General features: G+C 67.9%; 14 protein-coding genes. 4 read left to right on the top strand and 10 right to left on the bottom strand.

Going from position 1 to position 15,857, the window contains the following annotated elements; all coding sequences use genetic code 11:
- From rlmN to hslV, 3 genes are all read right to left on the bottom strand, one after another.
- Complete coding sequence (gene rlmN / locus SJY26_RS05495) at positions 1 to 1,158, bottom strand: 23S rRNA (adenine(2503)-C(2))-methyltransferase RlmN (protein WP_396595138.1); 1,158 nt, start codon at positions 1,156 to 1,158, stop codon at positions 1 to 3.
- A 231-nt stretch (positions 1,159 to 1,389) separates the two neighbouring features.
- A complete protein-coding gene (hslU, locus tag SJY26_RS05490; RefSeq protein WP_396595137.1) occupies positions 1,390 to 2,691 on the bottom strand; it encodes an ATP-dependent protease ATPase subunit HslU in 1,302 nt (433 codons plus the stop codon).
- Between the two features lie 59 nt (positions 2,692 to 2,750).
- The gene (gene hslV / locus SJY26_RS05485; RefSeq protein ID WP_396595136.1) at positions 2,751 to 3,305 is read right to left on the bottom strand and encodes an ATP-dependent protease subunit HslV; all 555 of its coding nucleotides are present in this window, start codon (positions 3,303 to 3,305) and stop codon (positions 2,751 to 2,753) included.
- Positions 3,306 to 3,447: 142 nt separating this feature from the next.
- Between hslV and SJY26_RS05480 the strand changes: the two genes are divergently transcribed.
- The gene (locus SJY26_RS05480; RefSeq protein WP_396595135.1) at positions 3,448 to 3,837 is read left to right on the top strand and encodes a BLUF domain-containing protein; all 390 of its coding nucleotides are present in this window, start codon (positions 3,448 to 3,450) and stop codon (positions 3,835 to 3,837) included.
- Positions 3,838 to 3,868: 31 nt separating this feature from the next.
- On the top strand, positions 3,869 to 4,642 hold the full coding sequence (locus SJY26_RS05475) for a HesA/MoeB/ThiF family protein (protein WP_396595708.1): 774 nt from the start codon (positions 3,869 to 3,871) through the stop codon (positions 4,640 to 4,642).
- 87 nt (positions 4,643 to 4,729) lie between these two features.
- On the opposite strand, the gene typA is transcribed toward SJY26_RS05475, so the two are convergent.
- From typA to SJY26_RS05445, 6 genes are all read right to left on the bottom strand, one after another.
- Positions 4,730 to 6,562: a translational GTPase TypA gene (typA, locus tag SJY26_RS05470; RefSeq protein WP_396595134.1), complete on the bottom strand. Its 1,833-nt coding sequence runs from the start codon at positions 6,560 to 6,562 to the stop codon at positions 4,730 to 4,732.
- A gap of 116 nt (positions 6,563 to 6,678) precedes the next feature.
- Positions 6,679 to 7,185 (bottom strand): hypothetical protein, encoded by a 507-nt coding sequence (locus tag SJY26_RS05465; protein WP_396595133.1) that lies wholly within the window; start codon positions 7,183 to 7,185, stop codon positions 6,679 to 6,681.
- A complete protein-coding gene (locus SJY26_RS05460) occupies positions 7,182 to 9,230 on the bottom strand; it encodes an OPT family oligopeptide transporter (RefSeq protein WP_396595132.1) in 2,049 nt (682 codons plus the stop codon). The genes SJY26_RS05465 and SJY26_RS05460 overlap by 4 nt, the downstream gene beginning before the upstream one ends.
- Positions 9,231 to 9,310: 80 nt before the next feature.
- Complete coding sequence (locus tag SJY26_RS05455; protein WP_396595131.1) at positions 9,311 to 9,691, bottom strand: YdbL family protein; 381 nt, start codon at positions 9,689 to 9,691, stop codon at positions 9,311 to 9,313.
- Positions 9,691 to 9,885, bottom strand: coding sequence for a YnbE family lipoprotein (locus tag SJY26_RS05450; RefSeq protein WP_396595130.1), 195 nt, complete (start codon positions 9,883 to 9,885; stop codon positions 9,691 to 9,693). The genes SJY26_RS05455 and SJY26_RS05450 overlap by 1 nt, the downstream gene beginning before the upstream one ends.
- A 76-nt stretch (positions 9,886 to 9,961) precedes the next feature.
- On the bottom strand, positions 9,962 to 12,973 hold the full coding sequence (locus SJY26_RS05445; protein ID WP_396595129.1) for a YdbH domain-containing protein: 3,012 nt from the start codon (positions 12,971 to 12,973) through the stop codon (positions 9,962 to 9,964).
- Positions 12,974 to 13,362: 389 nt separating this feature from the next.
- On the opposite strand from SJY26_RS05445, the gene SJY26_RS05440 reads away from it, so the two are divergent.
- A complete protein-coding gene (locus tag SJY26_RS05440) occupies positions 13,363 to 14,730 on the top strand; it encodes a peptidoglycan DD-metalloendopeptidase family protein (RefSeq protein WP_396595128.1) in 1,368 nt (455 codons plus the stop codon).
- Here SJY26_RS05440 and SJY26_RS05435 read toward each other — a convergent pair.
- Positions 14,727 to 15,470, bottom strand: coding sequence for an alpha/beta fold hydrolase (locus tag SJY26_RS05435; RefSeq protein WP_396595127.1), 744 nt, complete (start codon positions 15,468 to 15,470; stop codon positions 14,727 to 14,729). The genes SJY26_RS05440 and SJY26_RS05435 overlap by 4 nt on opposite strands.
- 43 nt (positions 15,471 to 15,513) lie before the next feature.
- Between SJY26_RS05435 and SJY26_RS05430 the strand changes: the two genes are divergently transcribed.
- Entirely contained in the window at positions 15,514 to 15,828 is a 315-nt protein-coding gene (locus SJY26_RS05430) for a DUF5076 domain-containing protein (protein WP_396595126.1), read from the top strand.
- Positions 15,829 to 15,857 lie beyond the last annotated feature (29 nt).

Below are 15,857 nucleotides of genomic sequence, written 5' to 3'. Positions count from 1 at the left end.
TCAGGCGGCCGCGACCTCGCTCCGGCGCAGCGCGCTGGCGCGGACCTTCTCGCTCTCGGACTTCAGCTGACCGCAGGCCGCCAGGATATCGCGTCCCCGCGGCGTGCGGATCGGCGAGGCGTAGCCGGCCTTGTTCAGGATGGCGGCGAACCGTTCGATCGTCTTCCAGTCCGAACATTCATAGTCGGTCCCGGGCCACGGGTTGAACGGGATCAGGTTGACCTTGGCGGGGATGCCCTCGATCAACTTGACCAGCGCCCGCGCCTCCTCGGGGCTGTCGTTGATCCCCTTCAGCATCACATATTCGAAGGTGACGCGACGGGCGTTCGAGATCCCTGGATAGGCGCGGATGCCGTCCATCAGCTGTTGCAGCGGGTACTTCTTGTTCAGCGGCACCAGGACGTCGCGCAGGGCGTCGTTGGTGGCGTGCAGGCTGATCGCCAGCATGGCCTGGGTGCCGGTGCCCAGCGGCTCCAGCTGGGGCACCACGCCGCTGGTCGAAACCGTGATCCGGCGGCGCGACAGGGCGATGCCCTCGTTGTCCGAGATGATGTCGATGGCGTCCGACACATGGTCCAGATTGTAGAGCGGCTCGCCCATGCCCATGAAGACGATGTTGGACAGGCGGCGGTCTTCTTTCGGCGAGGGCCATTCTTCAAGGTCGTCCCGCGCCACCTGGACCTGGGCCACGATCTCGGCGGCGGTCAGGTTGCGGACCAGGGCCTGGGTCCCCGTGTGGCAGAAAGTGCAGTTCAGGGTGCAGCCGACCTGGCTGGACACGCACAGGGCCCCCGCGCGGCCGACGTCGGGGATGTAGACGGTCTCGATCTCGATGCCCGGGGCGGTCCGGATCAGCCATTTGCGCGTGCCGTCGGCCGAGACCTGACGTTCGACGATCTCGGGGCGGGCGAGGGTGAAGGCCGCTGCCAGACGCTCCTGGGTGTCGCGCGCGATATTGGTCATGGCGGCGAAGTCGGTGACGCCGAAATGGTGGATCCAGCCCCACACCTGGCTGGCGCGCATCTTCGCCTTCTCGGGCGGGCAGATGTCGGCGTCGATCAGGGCCTGACGCAGGCCCGCGCGCGTCAGACCGCTGAGGTTGACGGGGGCCCGGGGCACCGGCGCGGAGACGCGGGAAAGGTCGAGCGTGACGCTCAAGGGCGAGGATCCTGAAAAGAGGGAAGCGGGCTCTATAGCACGGATCGGGATGGATTTAAGGCGTGGGTTTCCTTCTCCCCTTGCGGGAGAAGGTGGCCGAGCGAAGCGAGGTCGGATGAGGGGTCGCAAGATCTCGAACGTCGAGGGCCTGCGTGACCCCTCACCCAACCGCACAAGAACGACGGCTGCGCCGCCGTGTGCGGCCTCCCTCTCCCGCAAGGGGAGAGGGACCTAGAGAATGAACCGGCTCAGATCCGCGTTCTTCGCCAATTCGGCCACCTTCTCGCGCACCGCATCGCCGTCGAAGGCCACCGTCTGGCCCGACAGGTCGGAGGCCTTGAACGAGGTCTCCTCCAGCACCCGCTCGATCACCGTGACCAGGCGTCGGGCCCCGATATTCTCGACCGCCCCGTTGGCGGCCACGGCCGCGTCCGCGAGGGCCTCGACCGCGTCGGGGGTGAAGGTCAGGGTCACGTTCTCGGTGGCCAGCAGGGCCTGGTTCTGGCGGATCAGATTGGCCTCGGGCTCGGTCAGGATGCGAACGAAGTCGTTCCGCGTCAGAGCCTTGAGCTCGACCCGGATCGGCAGCCGGCCCTGCAGCTCGGGCAGCAGGTCCGAAGGCTTGGCCACATGGAAGGCCCCCGAGGCGATGAACAGAACATGGTCGGTCTTGGCCGGCCCGTATTTGGTCGAGACGGTGGTGCCCTCGATCAGGGGCAGCAGGTCGCGCTGCACGCCCTCACGCGACACATCGGCCCCACCGCGATCCTGTCGGCCGGCGACCTTGTCGATCTCGTCGATGAAGACGATGCCCTCGTTCTCGGCCAGCAGCAGGGCCTCGCGGGTCAGACTGTCCTGATCCAGCAGCTTGTCGCTTTCTTCCGCCAGCAACGGCTGGAGCGCATCTCGGACGGTCGTCCGGACCGACTTCGTGCGGCCGCCCCCGAGCTTGCCCAGCATGTCGCTGAGATTCAGCAGGCCGACATTGCCGCCGCCCCCGATGTCGAGACCCTGAATCGGCGAGGCGGTGTCGGCCAGCTGCAGCTCGATCTCCTTGTCGTCCATCTCGCCGGCGCGCAGCTTCTTGCGGAAACTCTCACGCGTCGCGGGCTGGGAGCCCGGTCCAACCAGGGCATCCAGAATCCGCTCTTCGGCCGCCGCCTCAGCCTTGGCACGGACACCGCTGCGGCGGCTGTCGCGCACCATGACCAGGGCGGCCTCGACCAGGTCGCGCATGATCTGGTCGACGTCGCGGCCGACATAGCCGACCTCGGTGAATTTTGTGGCCTCGACCTTGAGGAAGGGCGAGCCGGCCAGGCGGGCAAGACGCCGCGCGATCTCGGTCTTGCCGACGCCGGTGGGCCCGATCATCAGGATGTTCTTGGGCGTCACCTCGTCCCGCAGATCATCGGGCACACGTTTTCGCCGCCAGCGGTTGCGCAGGGCCACAGCGACCGCGCGTTTGGCGTCATCCTGGCCGACGATGAAACGATCGAGTTCGGAGACGATCTCGCGGGGGGAAAGGTCAGTCATGAGGAGGAGATAGGGGGGCGAGGCGCGATTGGGGAGGGGCGACGCACGTCGCGCCTCGCCTACCCTAACCGCTCCACCGTCAGATTGCCGTTGGTGTAGACGCAGATGTCCGCTGCGATGGCCATGGCGCGGCGGGCGACAGCCTCGGCGTCCATGTCGGTGTTGTCGATCAGGGCCCGGGCGGCGGCCAGGGCATAGTTGCCACCGGAGCCAACGGCGGCAACGCCGTACTCGGGCTCCAGCACGTCACCCACGCCGGTGACCGTGAAGATCGAATCCTTGTCCGCGACCAGCAACATGGCCTCCAGCCGGCGCAGATAGCGGTCGGTCCGCCAGTCCTTGGCCAGGTCGACACAGGCCCGCGCCAGCTGGTCGGGATACTGTTCCAGCTTGGCTTCGAGCCGTTCGATGAGGGTGAAGGCATCCGCTGTCGCGCCTGCGAATCCGGCGAGGACCTTGCCCCCGGCGAGGGTGCGGACCTTGCGGGCCGCGCCCTTGACGATGGTCGCCCCCATGGACACCTGGCCGTCTCCGACGATCACCGTCCGACCATCCTTGCGGACCGCAAGGATGGTGGTGCCATGCCAGTGGGGGAAGGTCTGGGTTTCGGTCATGGCCTGCAGATGGAGACAGAAATGGGGCGCGGCAAGGCGAAAGCCCTGTAAAAACAGCACCCGGCAAGCGACACAATATGACCCTTATAATGGTGTATAGAAGGCGTTAACGTCCAAGAAATCTACTCAACAAGGCAAAGCTTTGCTGTTTCGTATCATTGTCGCCAGCGAGATGGCCGGGTCGGCCGGGGCGTCGACCCTGTCGCTCGCCCAGATTCTGGGCGTGTCGGAGCGGAACAACCGTCGCGACGACATCACCAGCGGCCTCCTGTTCCACGAGGGCTGGTGCCTTCATGCCATGGAGGGGTCGAGGGGGGATCTGGACCGGCTTTTGCGCCGGCTGCGCGAGGACGGGCGGATCGCCACCCTCAGGGTCGTGGTCGATCAGCCGATCAGCCGACGCCGCTTCTGCCAGCCCATCTCGCTGTGCGAGAATCCCGAGGCCCTGCTAAGGATGATCGGGTCGCCGGAGCTGGCACGGATCACGGCCTATGACGCCGGCCGGATCGTGGAGTTCCGCAAGGCGGCGTGACGGCGCGGCGCAGTCGGCCTATCTGACGGGCATGAGCTTTTCGCCGGACGAGGTTGAACGGTACGCGCGCCATCTGGTGCTGGCGGATATCGGCGGCCCGGGTCAGCAGAGACTGAAGGCCGCGACGGTGGTGATCGTCGGGGCCGGTGGCGTCGGCGGCCCCGCGGCCCTCTATCTGGCCGCCGCCGGCGTGGGCACGATCCGTCTGGTCGACGGGGACACGGTCGCCCTGTCCAACCTGCAGCGCCAGATCCTGTTCGACAGCGCCGACGTCGGCCGGCCCAAGGTCGAGGTGGCGGCCGACCGGCTCGCGGGCCTTAACCCGCATGCGCGGATCGAACCGCTGGCCCGGGCCCTGACGCCCGCGAACGCGACGGAGATCATCGCCGGCAGCACGGTCGTGGTGGACGGGACCGATGATTTCGCCGTGCGCCACGCGGTCAATGCGGCCTGTATCGCCCAAGGCGTGCCGCTGGTGTCGGGTGCGCTGGGGCGGTGGAGCGGCCAGATCGGGGTCTTCGCCGGGGCCCCCTGCTATCGCTGCCTCGTCCCCGAAACCCCGCCCGACGCCGAGACCTGCGCCCAGGTCGGCGTGGTGGGGGCCCTCGCCGGCGTGATCGGGGCCATGGCGGCGCTGGAGACGATCAAGCTGATCACCGGCGCGGGCGAGCCTCTGACCGGGCGGCTGCTGCTCTATGACGGACTGTCGGCGACCAGCCGGACGGTGACGGTCACGGCTGATCCGGCGTGTCCGGTCTGCGGCAGTCCTCCCCCGTCGGGGGAGGTGGCTCGAAGCGAAGCGTAGAGACGGAGGGGCCTGCTTCAGGCCCATTGTCCTGGTCTGGCCCCTTCCACGACTTCGTGGTCCCCCTCCCCCGATGGGGGAGGAAGACTATTCCGGACGCTGGCGCTTCTTGCGGAACGACGGGTTCAGGGTCTGTTTGCGCAGGCGGATCGACTTGGGCGTGACCTCGACCAGTTCGTCGTCGGCGATATAGGCGATGGCCTGTTCCAGCGACATCTGGCGCGGCGGGGTCAGGCGCACGGCCTCGTCCTTGCCGGAGGCGCGGACGTTGGTCAGCTGCTTGCCCTTGATCGGGTTGACGTCGAGATCGTCCCAGCGGGCGTTCTCGCCGATGATCATGCCCTCATAGGTCTTCTCGCCGGCACCCACGAACATGACGCCGCGGTCCTCGAGGTTCCACAGGGCGAAGGCGGCGGTCTCGCCGTCCGAGTTGGAGATCAGCACGCCCTTCAGGCGGCCGGCGATCTCGCCCTTGAACGGCTCATAGTGGCTGAACACCCGGTTCAGGACGCCCGAACCGCGGGTGTCGGTCAGGAACTCGCCCTGGTAACCGATCAGCGACCGCGACGGGCATTTCAGCTGGATGCGGGTCTTGCCGGCGCCCGACGGGCCCATGTCGGTCATCTCGGCCTTACGCGCAGACAGTTTCTCGATGACGATGCCCGAGAACTCGTCGTCGACGTCGATCATGACGTCCTCGATCGGCTCCATCTTCTCGCCGTTCGGGCCTTCCTGGAACACCACGCGGGGACGCGAGATCGAGACCTCGAAGCCTTCGCGGCGCATGTTCTCGATCAGCACGCCCAGCTGCAGTTCGCCCCGGCCCGCGACCTCATAGGCGTCGCCACCTTCGGTCGTCGTGACGCGGATAGCGACGTTGGCTTCGGCTTCCTTCAGCAGGCGGTCACGGATGACGCGCGACTGGACCTTGTCGCCTTCGCGACCGGCCAGCGGGCTGTCATTGACCGAGACGGTCATGGAGATGGTCGGCGGATCGATCGGCTGGGCCGGCAGGGCCTCGGTGACTTCCATGGCGCACAGGGTGTCGGCCACGGTGGCCTTGGACATGCCGGCGATGGCGACGATGTCGCCCGCTTCCGAGCCCTCGTCCAGGGCGGTGCGCTTCAGGCCGCGGAAGGCCAGAACCTTGGTGATGCGGCCGCGCTCGATCTCCTTGCCCTCGCGGTCAAGGGCGTGGATCGCCATGCCGGGGACGGCCTTGCCGCTCTCGATGCGGCCGGTGAGGATCCGGCCCAGGAAGGGGTCGGACTCGATCAGCACGTTCAGCATCTGGAACGGCTTGTCCTTGTTGTCCTGCACCTTGGGCGGCGGGACGTGGTCGACGATCAGGTCGAACAGGGGGGCCAGGTTGTCGTTGGGCTGGTTCAGATCCATCGTCGCCCAGCCGTTGCGGCCCGAGGCGTAGATGTGGGGGAAGTCCAGCTGCTCGTCAGTCGCGCCGATGGCGGCGAACAGGTCGAAGGTCTCGTTGTGGACGCGGTCCGGATCGGCGTGGGCGCGGTCGACCTTGTTGATGCACAGGATGGGACGCAGGCCCATCTTCAGGGCCTTGGTCAGCACGAACTTGGTCTGGGGCATGACGCCCTCTTCGGCGTCCACCAGGATGACGCAGCCGTCCACCATGCCCAGGATGCGCTCGACCTCACCGCCGAAGTCGGCGTGGCCGGGGGTGTCGATGATGTTGATGCGGGTTTCGCCGGCCTTGCCGTTCCAGAGCACCGAGGTGCACTTGGCCAGGATGGTGATGCCGCGCTCCTTCTCCTGGTCGTTGGAGTCCATGGCGCGCTCGGTCGTCGCCTCATTGGCTCGGAAGACGCCGGACTGGGCCAGCAGCTGGTCGACCAGGGTGGTCTTGCCGTGGTCAACGTGGGCGATGATGGCGACGTTACGAAGGTTCATGGGTCGTTCAATGCGAAATGGCGGCCGACAGGATGCGGGGGCCGCTCGTTAGGGGCGTCATGCGGGGAGCGCGCGCCTCTTACAGGCTGGACGCGGGAAAGGCCATAGGGACCGGTTTACGCTTCCGGTTCAGCTGTTGAGCCGGAACGCCTGCGGCGCAAGACCAAGACAGCAGGCCCGCATAAAAGACCGCCGATGAAAACAGCGATGATTCCGGCGATGGTGATTGGGGTCGCGATTGCATCAGCGCTGGCCTTGTCCGCGACGAAATGGGGGACAGCGATCCACAGAGCGCCACAGGCGATGAGCAAAAGACCCAGCAGCGCTAGCAAAACAAGCGGCGTCCAAACAATTAAAATCCGTTTGATGCCTAGCTGCGGAGCCGTCCATCCCAGAGCCCTAGCGTTCAGCCAAAGACGCCATCCCAATACAAGCGCGACGCCGGCGCTGCCGAATATCCAAGCCCATTGATGCCACGGCTGGTCGCTGACTCTCAGGGTGTAAATGGCACCGCCTATGCTCAACAAGGCGACAGGCAGCACAAGAGAATAGATCACCACCACAACACGGCTCAGTGTCCGCCGTGCTCGCAAAAAGCGGGGGGATGTCGGATCGTCGCTCAAACTTTAGCTGACCTTCCCAGCACCCAGCGGTACAGGGCGAAAGTCACGACCGCGAACACCACGATGCCCGACAGCATGGCCGGCCAGGTCGAGCCTTCGGGCAGCATGGCGAAAGGAGCGTCGTCGCCGGTGGAGACGATGACTCCGGCGGTCATGACGAGGAACAGGCTCTCGCCCACAATGAGGCCGGAAGCCAGCAGCACGCCCATCCGGCGGCCGACGTCGGCGAAGCGGGTGGAGCGGATCGCGCGATTGTACAGCCAGCCGGCCACGGCCCCGATCACCAGCATCGTCGTGACCGCCGCCGGAAGGTAGAAGCCGATCCCTACGGCCAGCGGCGGCAGCTTGACCTTGCCCCTGGTCGTCGCGTGCAGCACGGCGTCCAGAATGATGATGACCACGCCGATAGCGGCCCCCAGGCCGATCAGGTCCCAGCGCAGGTCGCCGCCGATGACGCCCCGCGCCAGGGCCGAGATCAGGGTCGCCTGCGGAGCGGCCAGGGGCTGGTCGGCGATGCCCGGCGGGCCTCCGGCAAACCCGAAGGCCTGATTCAGCAGGTTGAGGATCAGGGGGATGACCAGGGCTCCGGCCCCGACGCCGACGATCAGGGCTGTCTGTTGGCGCCAGGGCGTGGCCTCAACCAGCTGGCCGGTCTTGAGGTCCTGCAGATTGTCGTTGGCGATCACGGCCACGGCGAAGACGATGGCGGTCACGATCAGGGCGAAGGCCACGACCGACGGATCGGCGGGCACGCCGGCCAGGGCCAGGACGCCCAGCATCAGAACCGAGGCGATCACCACCGCCAGAATGCCCACGCCCGAGACCGGGCTGTTGGACGAGCCAATCAGCCCGGCCATGTAGCCGCAGATGGCCGCCACCGCGAAACCGATGATCACCACATAGACCAGACCGCCCGCGACCAGCAGGCCGGTGGACCCGGCCAGGGTCGGATTCCCTTGCGCGAACCAGGCGAGAATCCCGGCGATCCCGACCAGACAGATGACCGACAGCCCGGCCACGATGGTCATGGGGATGTCCTGTTCAGTCCGGTCCAGAACCTGTCCCGCATTGCGCCGGCGGTTCGCCGCCAGGGCCGAGGTCAGGCCACCGATCAGGGGACCGGCCAGTTTGATCAGGGTCCAGATGGCGGCGACGCCGATGACGCCAGCCCCCATGAACCGGACCTCGCGGGCCCAGACGGTGGTGGCCAGTTCCTCGGCCCCGGCACCGGGGGGCAGGGTGGTGGCGATGGAGGGAATGCCGTTGGCGGTCAGCCAGGCGATAGTGTCGGGGCTGGTGAGGATTGGCACGGCGATCCCCCAGGCCAGCAGCAGGCCGAACGCCTGTGCCAGACCGACGCTGAGTCCGATCAGGTGGCCTGCCCCCAGCAGGGCGAACTGCATGCCGAAGCCAAGGCCGGTCGCCCCGCCACCCAGCGACGCGGGCAACCGGAAGAACCGGGCCGCCTCGCCGGCGAAGACCCGGCCCGCGACCAGAAGGGCATAACCGGCCGAGACGACCGCGCCGGTGATGACGACCCACAGGCCCGAGGCGTTCTCGCGCACCGCACTCTCGGTCTGTTCGGCCCCGCGCGAGCCGACGGTCAGGACCTCGGCCGCAGCAACGCCTTCGGGGTAGGGCAGGCCGGCCTCGACCACCAGGGCGCGGCGCAGGGGGATGGAGAAGGTCACGCCCAGCACGCCGCCGAACACGCAGATCAGAACCGATTCCCAGAATGGAAACTCGAGCCACCAGCCGACCATGACCAGGCCGGGCAGGACGAAGATGATCGAACTCATCGCCCCGCCGACCGAAGCGACGGTCTGCACCGTCATGTTTTCCCAGATGGTCGAGGTCTTGAACATCCGCAGGATGGCCATGGAGATGACCGCCGCCGGGATGGCCGAAGCGAAGGTCAACCCGACCTTGAGGCCCAGGTAGGTGTTCGCCGCCGTAAAGATGACCGCCAGCAGGCACCCCAGGACCAGGGCGCGCAGGGTCAGCTCCACACGCTTCAGCGGCGTCGTGGCGGGCGTGTCGGTCATGGGGTGGTCCCTCGCAGAAGCGCGAGACCTAAGCCGGAAAAAGCGGCCGGATCAACGGTCGCCCGAAACCGGCCGGCGGATCAGCGCTGGACCCACTGGCCGGCGGCGTTGCGGTACCACTGACCCGCAGGCAGGCGGGGCAGGAGCTGGCTCTCGAACATACGCGCCGCGGCCACCTCGGTCGTGGTGCCGACCTCGCGGGCGCTGGCCGCATAGACCTCGCGCCGGGCGGCGTTGGTCTCGGCCACGGCCCTCTGCAGGGCGGTGTCGGACGTCGGCACCCGGAAGCCCAGATAGCCGTCGGCCTGTTCGCCGACCACACCCTGGGTCCTGGCGGCCACGATCTGGCTGCGCTGTTCAGCGGTCTGGGCCAGAGCACCGCCGGCGGCGGCACCGAGGGCGACGACCGCGGCACCGATGACGAAGAACTTGCGCAGGGACATGGTGAAGGTCTTTTCCATCAGAAGAGGTTCGGGTTTTCGGCCAGCAGATCCTGCAGCTCGCGGTCCAGCCGGACCCGAACATCCGCATCGAGCTTGGCGTAGATCTGGATCGGATCGACCTGCAGACGGATTGTCGGGGTGCAGGCCCCCAGCAGGGTGGCGACGCCGATCGCCAGCAGCGCGGAGCGGAACAGGGGCTTTGGCGGTGTCATTCGGCGATCTCCGGGAGCTTGAACGCTTTCACTGGCACAGGAGATGCGCCGTGTCGCGTGAACGCGTCCTGAACGGTCAAGGCTGTTCTCCGTCAAACTCGCCATTGCGGGCCCGGTTCACGGCCAGAAGATCGCTGACCAGCTGGTTGAGGTTGAGCGTCGTGTCGAGCGTCAGGTCGATGCCGGTGTCCGACGGCAACGGCAACGGCCGGTTCAGGAACTCGCGGCTGATCAGCTCGGGCAGGGTCAGCCGCAGTTCCTGACGCTGTGGCGGATCATGCCGGCCCTTGATGTGGAACAGGACCCCGACCCGGCCCTCGTCCAGACTGTTGACCTCGGCAGTCAGCACATCGAAGGCAAGGTTCTCCATGGCCTGATAGGCGAGGTCCTCGACCGTCCCCGGTGGGACCGCGCCGCCGCCCCCGGCCTCCAGATCGTCGAGGGCCTCACGCTGGATCGAGAGCCGGCCCGGCCGGGTCGCGAAGAGCGTGCCCGCCGTGATCCGGACACCGGCGTCGGGATCCGAGGTGAAGGGCAGCCGTCCCGAGACCACCGCGTCCAGCGCCACCCGATCACCAAATCCGGCCCCGACGATCAGCTCGCCCAGCTGGACCTCGTCCAGCACGATCACCCCCGAAAAGGGACGACGGTCGAGAGGAACCGAGAAGGGCTCGACCCGCACGGTCCCGCCCGCCGCCTTGATCTCGCCGCCCGCGACCGTGATCGCCGCCTTGTCGAGCGCGAATGTGAGGTCGAGGTCCGTCAGGGGGGCGATGGACTCCAGCGTCGCGACCCGCAGGGTCTGGGCGGGGGCCGTGGTCAGGGGGGCGAGGTTGGTGAAATCGATGGTGCCGGACAGCCCCTTTACCGCCCCGGCGGGGCTGACGAAGTCGAGCCCGGGAATGACCAGCCGGCCCGAACTGGTGCCGCCCTCGGGCAGGGCCTCGCTCCATTCGATCCGTCCGGCGAACGCCGCCGAGCCCGCGGCCGGCGACTGGACGAAGTCTGCTGCCATCGGGCTGAGGTCGGCGGGCTGCAGTCCGCCCTCGGCGAAGACCAGGGACGGTGCGTCAATGGACATCCCGCCCGTTCCGGTCCGCCCGTCATGGGCCAGGGTCAGGCGACCGAGGGCAAAGGCCTTGCGGGCGAGGTCAAAGGCCCCGCTCCAGCGTTCGTCGACGAGGCTGGCCGATCCGGACGCGGTGAGGGGATTGAAGCGACGCGGCCGGGTCGCATCCTGGACGTCAGCCGTGTCGATCCGGGCCTCCAGGCCCAGCCCGGCGGGAGAGCCGGTGACGGCGACCGCCCCTTCGATGCCGGCAAAACCCATGGCGAGGAAGGGTGCTGTCGCCGCGACGTCCTCCAGCTGCCCCCCGGCCCGCCAGCGTCCATTCTGCGACACCACCAGGGGCCCACCGGCAGAGCACAGCCCCCCCGACAGGTCCATGACGTCATTCTCTTCCAGCTCCAGCCGCTCGGCGGCGAAGCGCAGACAGGACCCCGGCGTATAGGTCAACCGTCCGGAGTCGGTGGCAAGGACGCCCCGCGTCGTCACGGTGAGGCCTCGCGCCAGGCCGAAGTCCAGAGCCGCCCGACCGTCCAGCCTGGCCTGGAACCCGCCAGCGGTCAGCCGCCAGTCCGGGACGGCGAACGTGGCCTCAGGCAGGCCCTGACCCCGTGTGGCGGTCAGGGCAAGGGCCCCTCCCCCTCTCTCGCCCGGGCCGGCCGCGTACAAAGGCGTCGCTACCGGGTTGAGACGCAGCACCCCGCCGTTGGCCGGGATCAGTTGCGCGGGGGCGGTCAGGGCCAGCGTCACGCCAGCCTCGCCGCTGGTCAGCCGGAACGCCGGAACGTCCAGAGCAAAGGCCCCGAGCGCCCGCTTCATCCCGGCCAGTTCGGGCACGTCGTCCGCCGCCACGTCGCCGAACAAAGGCCAGGCCCCGCGCGGAACCGCTGCGGACCCCGTCAGGATCAAGGCTGTCGCCCGGGTCGAGACAAGATCGAGCGCAAGTCGCCCGGAACTGTCCTGCAGGGACAGGGTGTCAAAAACTGCTCGATCCAGCCGCGCGGTTACCGGCCCCCTTGCCTCGACCCCGGCCCGCGACCCGGCCAGGTCCAGCCCGGGGCTGCCGAGCTCCACCCCGGCAAGGGCGAGGTCCCCTGTCCGAAGGGAGGCGGCCCGCAGGCGTATCGCCGCCGGCCCCCTGAAGGCAAAGGTTTCGAGCCAGCCGGAAATCTCGCCGTCTCCGGCCAGGGTCAGCACGGCCCCGGTCGTGCGGACGCCTCCAAGCGCCAGCTGGTCCCCGGCCAGCCTCAGATCCATCGTGGCCCGCCCGTCCCCGCGCCGCGCCTTCAGGTCGGGATAGGGCAGGTCCATCGTTCCCGAGAGTCGCCCCCCCTCGGCCAACAGACCTCGCGTCGAGAGCCGTGCCGCGGTCAGATCGACAGCCACGGCGATACGGTCTCCGGTCGTGGTCAGATCCAGCGCCCCCCCCAGCCCCCGGGCCTCGGCCTGTCCACTGCGCAGCGACCCGGCCGGCATGCGGGCGGCGAGCGACATCAGCCGGCCGTCGTCGATGCGGGCGTCGCCCAGGATCGAGACGGGCCCGTAGTCCGTTTCCAGACGCACCCGCGCGGTCTCGACGATCACCACGGGCCCCCGGCTGTCGGGGCGCGGCGGCCTTCCGGAGAACTCCTCGATCAAGGGGTCGAGTGCCCCGAGCGATACCTGCCCGTTTTGCCAGCGGGCGCGCACAACCGGCCGGATCAGCCGGATTCGCTCCGGCGTCAGGCCGAGCCCCCCGGGGGACCAGGGCAGGCCCAGGGCATAATTCACCTCCACGCGCTGGACCGTCACGTCGGGGTCGCCCGGATCGCCAATGCGCACGCGACCGACGAATCCGCTGATCTCCAGCCGTTCCACCTCGACCTCGGCCGCGATTCCCCGCTGGTCCAGCCAGCCCACCAGAAGCTCGCGCGCCGCGACCCGACAATTCAGCCACAGGACCACCGCCAGCGTCGACAGCAGGATCAGCACGACCATGCCACCGATCGCCAACGTCCGACCGATCTGACGGACGCCGGTCACGGCCTGCCACTCCGGGCGTTCAGCCGCCCGGTGCCGGCCAATAGCATCGTGAAAGTCGTTCGCAACGCACGCCCCGTGTCTGTATGGACACAATGAGTGGCACCAATGTCACCCAGAGAGGAAACAGCGCCTGTTTCGGTGCGGCATAATTCATCGGGCTCAGCATCGGGGCTCATCGCTTGCCGATAGACTGTCCCGCAACGCGCCGGAATAGAGAAACGCGTCTCGATTACCGGCGCGCCGGCGTGCAGTTAATCATTTGTAACGACCCTGCTTCCCATCCTGAAAACGGCAAGCTATAGAGCGGGCTTCGCGGTCGGGGGTTCTGGGCGCGATAATTGCATTCCGTGGGTTTGGCGCCGTTTGGCGTCGTATTTCGCCGGGGACCGATGGCTCAGTTCGATCCGCGCCGCCAGCCGATGCGCTTTGCACCGCATCTCCTGACCGCCGCTGCTGCCGTCACGGTGGCCATGCTCGCCGGCCGCGTCTACCAACCCGCCCAGGCGGAAGTGGTTCCCGAACTGACCCCCCAACAGATCGCCTCGCTGGAGGCCCAGGCCTTTGCCGCCGCCGGCATGCCCGCCGGGATGACAGCGCCGGAAGCCATCCCCGTCCAGATCCGGCGTGGCGAGACCTTCGAACAGGCGGTGCGCCGCACCGGCATCACGCCCTCGGACGCGTCCGCCGTCGCCGCGACCCTGTCCAACGCCTTTGATGTCAGCCAGATGCGCGCCGGTTTGCGGTTCGAGACCGCAATCTCACGTCCGCGCCACGGGCGCGGTGACGCCCGGCTGATCGGCTTGACCATGCGAACCGGCCCGGCCAGCCAGCTGACCGTATCCCGCAGCTTCGATGGCGCGCTACGGCTTCGAGCCCTTGAGGAACGGGTCACCCAGGAGACGGTGGTCCTCAAGTCCGAAGTGCGCGGCTCGCTGTCGGCGACCGCCCAGCGTATGGGGGCCGAGGCCAGCGTCCGTCGCAAGGCCATCCAGCTGTTCGCACACAAGCTGGACCTCGACCGCGACATTCGGGCTTCGGACGACTTCACCCTCGTGTTCGACCGGGCGGTGACCGAGAACGGCCGGACCGTCGACACGGGCGACCTGCTGTACGCCGAACTGAAGGGCGTGGTCTTCTATCGCTTCCAGGTGCCGGGTGAGCGTCAGGCCCAGTATTTCGACGCCACCGGCAAGAACATGCGCTCCTCGATGATGCGCACGCCGCTGGACCGGGGCTTCCGTATCTCGTCCTCCTTCGGGGTCCGGACCCATCCGATCTCCGGCTTCCGCCGGATGCACCAGGGCATGGATTTCGCCGCCGGAACCGGCACGCCGGTCATCGCCCCCGCCGACGGCGTGGTGGTCGAGGCGCGGCGCTGGGGTGGCTACGGCAACTGGCTGCGCATTCGCCACAGCAACGGCCTCGAGAGCGGCTACGGCCACCTGTCCCGCTACGGCTCGGGCATTCGGGCCGGGCAGCGGGTCTCCCAAGGCCAGGTCGTCGCCTATGTGGGCTCGACCGGGGCCTCGACCGGCCCCCATCTGCATTATGAAATCTGGCGCAACGGCCAGCGGATCAATCCTTCCGGCATCCGCACCGATGAAGGCACCATCCTGGCCGGGGCCCAGCTCGCCGCCTTCCGCGCCGAAAAGGCCCGGATCGACCGCATCATCGCTGCGGGTGGCGAGCGCCGCCCGACCGTGCTGAAGGCCAGCGTCGAAGGCCTGCGTCCCGCTGCGACAGTCAGCGCGTCCTAAAGCGCTCTCAACCGCCCGACCGCCTCGATCAGCAGCGCCAGATCGCGTGCCTGTGACAGGCGGTGGTCGCCACCCTCGATCAGATCCAGTCGGACATCCCCGCCCGTCAACCGATGAGCCAGCGTGGTCGCGTGGGCCCACGGCACCGTCTCGTCGGCCCGACCCTGAAGCACGTGCACCGGTGCCGAAATGCCGATGAGGCCGTCCAGTAGCTGCCATGACCGTGCCTCCTCGAACATACGCGCGGTCAGCACATAGTCGCCCAGTCCCGGCTCCGAGATCATCGCCTCTCCGTCCCGCATGATGGCCTGGCGGACGTGGTCCGGCAGCGACGGCCACATCAGCCGCTCGGTGAAGTCCGGGGCCGGGTTGACCAGCACCAGCCCCGCCATGCGCTGCGGCCGGGCCAGTGCCGCCAGCAGGGCGATCCAGCCGCCCATCGATGAGCCGACCAGAACTACGGGCCCGTCGATGACATCGATCAGCGCCACGGCATCCTCGCGCCAGCGGCCGATGGTGGCGCGCCGCCAGTCGCCGGAGGACTGGCCATGGGCGAAATGGTCATAACGGACATAGGCCCAACCGCGCTCGCGAGCCGCCACGTCCAGAGCCAGCGCCTTGGTCCCCTCCATGTCGGAGCGGAAGCCGCCGATCCAGACGACGGTCGGGCCGGTGCCCTCAACCCGTTTGAAGGCCAGGCTCTCCCCGTCCGGGCGGGTGTGGCGTTCGAGAATCGACATCTGTCCTCCAGAGTGATCCGTTGAGGTGTCATAGGAGCGGGTGATGAAGGCAATCGGAATTCCACCGGCCGCCCTGGCCGACCCCAAGGCCGTGGAGATGGCTCGGGTTTGGGTCGCGCAAAACGGCCTTCATTGCGTCCTCAATGTTGGAACGTATCGAGGCAGTAAGTTCAGGGAGGCGATGGCTTGGGGGCTCATGCTCGCCGATATGGCGCTGCATATCGCGGATGCTCTCACGAAGAGTGGCGACGAGGAGGACCCTGCTGAAGCCCTCGCGGAAATCCGGCGCTCCATCTCGATGGAACTGGACAATCAGACCTCGCCGGCCACAGGCGAGTTCAAGCAGACGAAGCAGTAGCAACCTTGATCTTCCTGCTCACCCGCCGA

The sequence above is a fragment of the Brevundimonas sp. R86498 genome (assembly GCF_044598075.1).
Classification (GTDB): domain Bacteria; phylum Pseudomonadota; class Alphaproteobacteria; order Caulobacterales; family Caulobacteraceae; genus Brevundimonas.
Note: the sequence above shows the minus strand (reverse complement) of the source record. Positions and strands in the feature narration are given on the sequence as shown.

What these genes read in the sequence shown, in the direction of transcription:
- hslU (WP_396595137.1), bottom strand. Translation starts at nt 2,691, where the DNA reads ATGACTGACCTTTCCCCCCGCGAGATCGTCTCCGAACTCGATCGTTTC.
- hslV (WP_396595136.1), bottom strand. Translation starts at nt 3,305, where the DNA reads ATGACCGAAACCCAGACCTTCCCCCACTGGCATGGCACCACCATCCTT.
- SJY26_RS05475 (WP_396595708.1), top strand. Translation starts at nt 3,869, where the DNA reads ATGAGCTTTTCGCCGGACGAGGTTGAACGGTACGCGCGCCATCTGGTG.
- typA (WP_396595134.1), bottom strand. Translation starts at nt 6,562, where the DNA reads ATGAACCTTCGTAACGTCGCCATCATCGCCCACGTTGACCACGGCAAG.
- SJY26_RS05460 (WP_396595132.1), bottom strand. Translation starts at nt 9,230, where the DNA reads ATGACCGACACGCCCGCCACGACGCCGCTGAAGCGTGTGGAGCTGACC.
- SJY26_RS05455 (WP_396595131.1), bottom strand. Translation starts at nt 9,691, where the DNA reads ATGGAAAAGACCTTCACCATGTCCCTGCGCAAGTTCTTCGTCATCGGT.
- SJY26_RS05450 (WP_396595130.1), bottom strand. Translation starts at nt 9,885, where the DNA reads ATGACACCGCCAAAGCCCCTGTTCCGCTCCGCGCTGCTGGCGATCGGC.
- SJY26_RS05440 (WP_396595128.1), top strand. Translation starts at nt 13,363, where the DNA reads ATGGCTCAGTTCGATCCGCGCCGCCAGCCGATGCGCTTTGCACCGCAT.
- SJY26_RS05435 (WP_396595127.1), bottom strand. Translation starts at nt 15,470, where the DNA reads ATGTCGATTCTCGAACGCCACACCCGCCCGGACGGGGAGAGCCTGGCC.
- SJY26_RS05430 (WP_396595126.1), top strand. Translation starts at nt 15,514, where the DNA reads ATGAAGGCAATCGGAATTCCACCGGCCGCCCTGGCCGACCCCAAGGCC.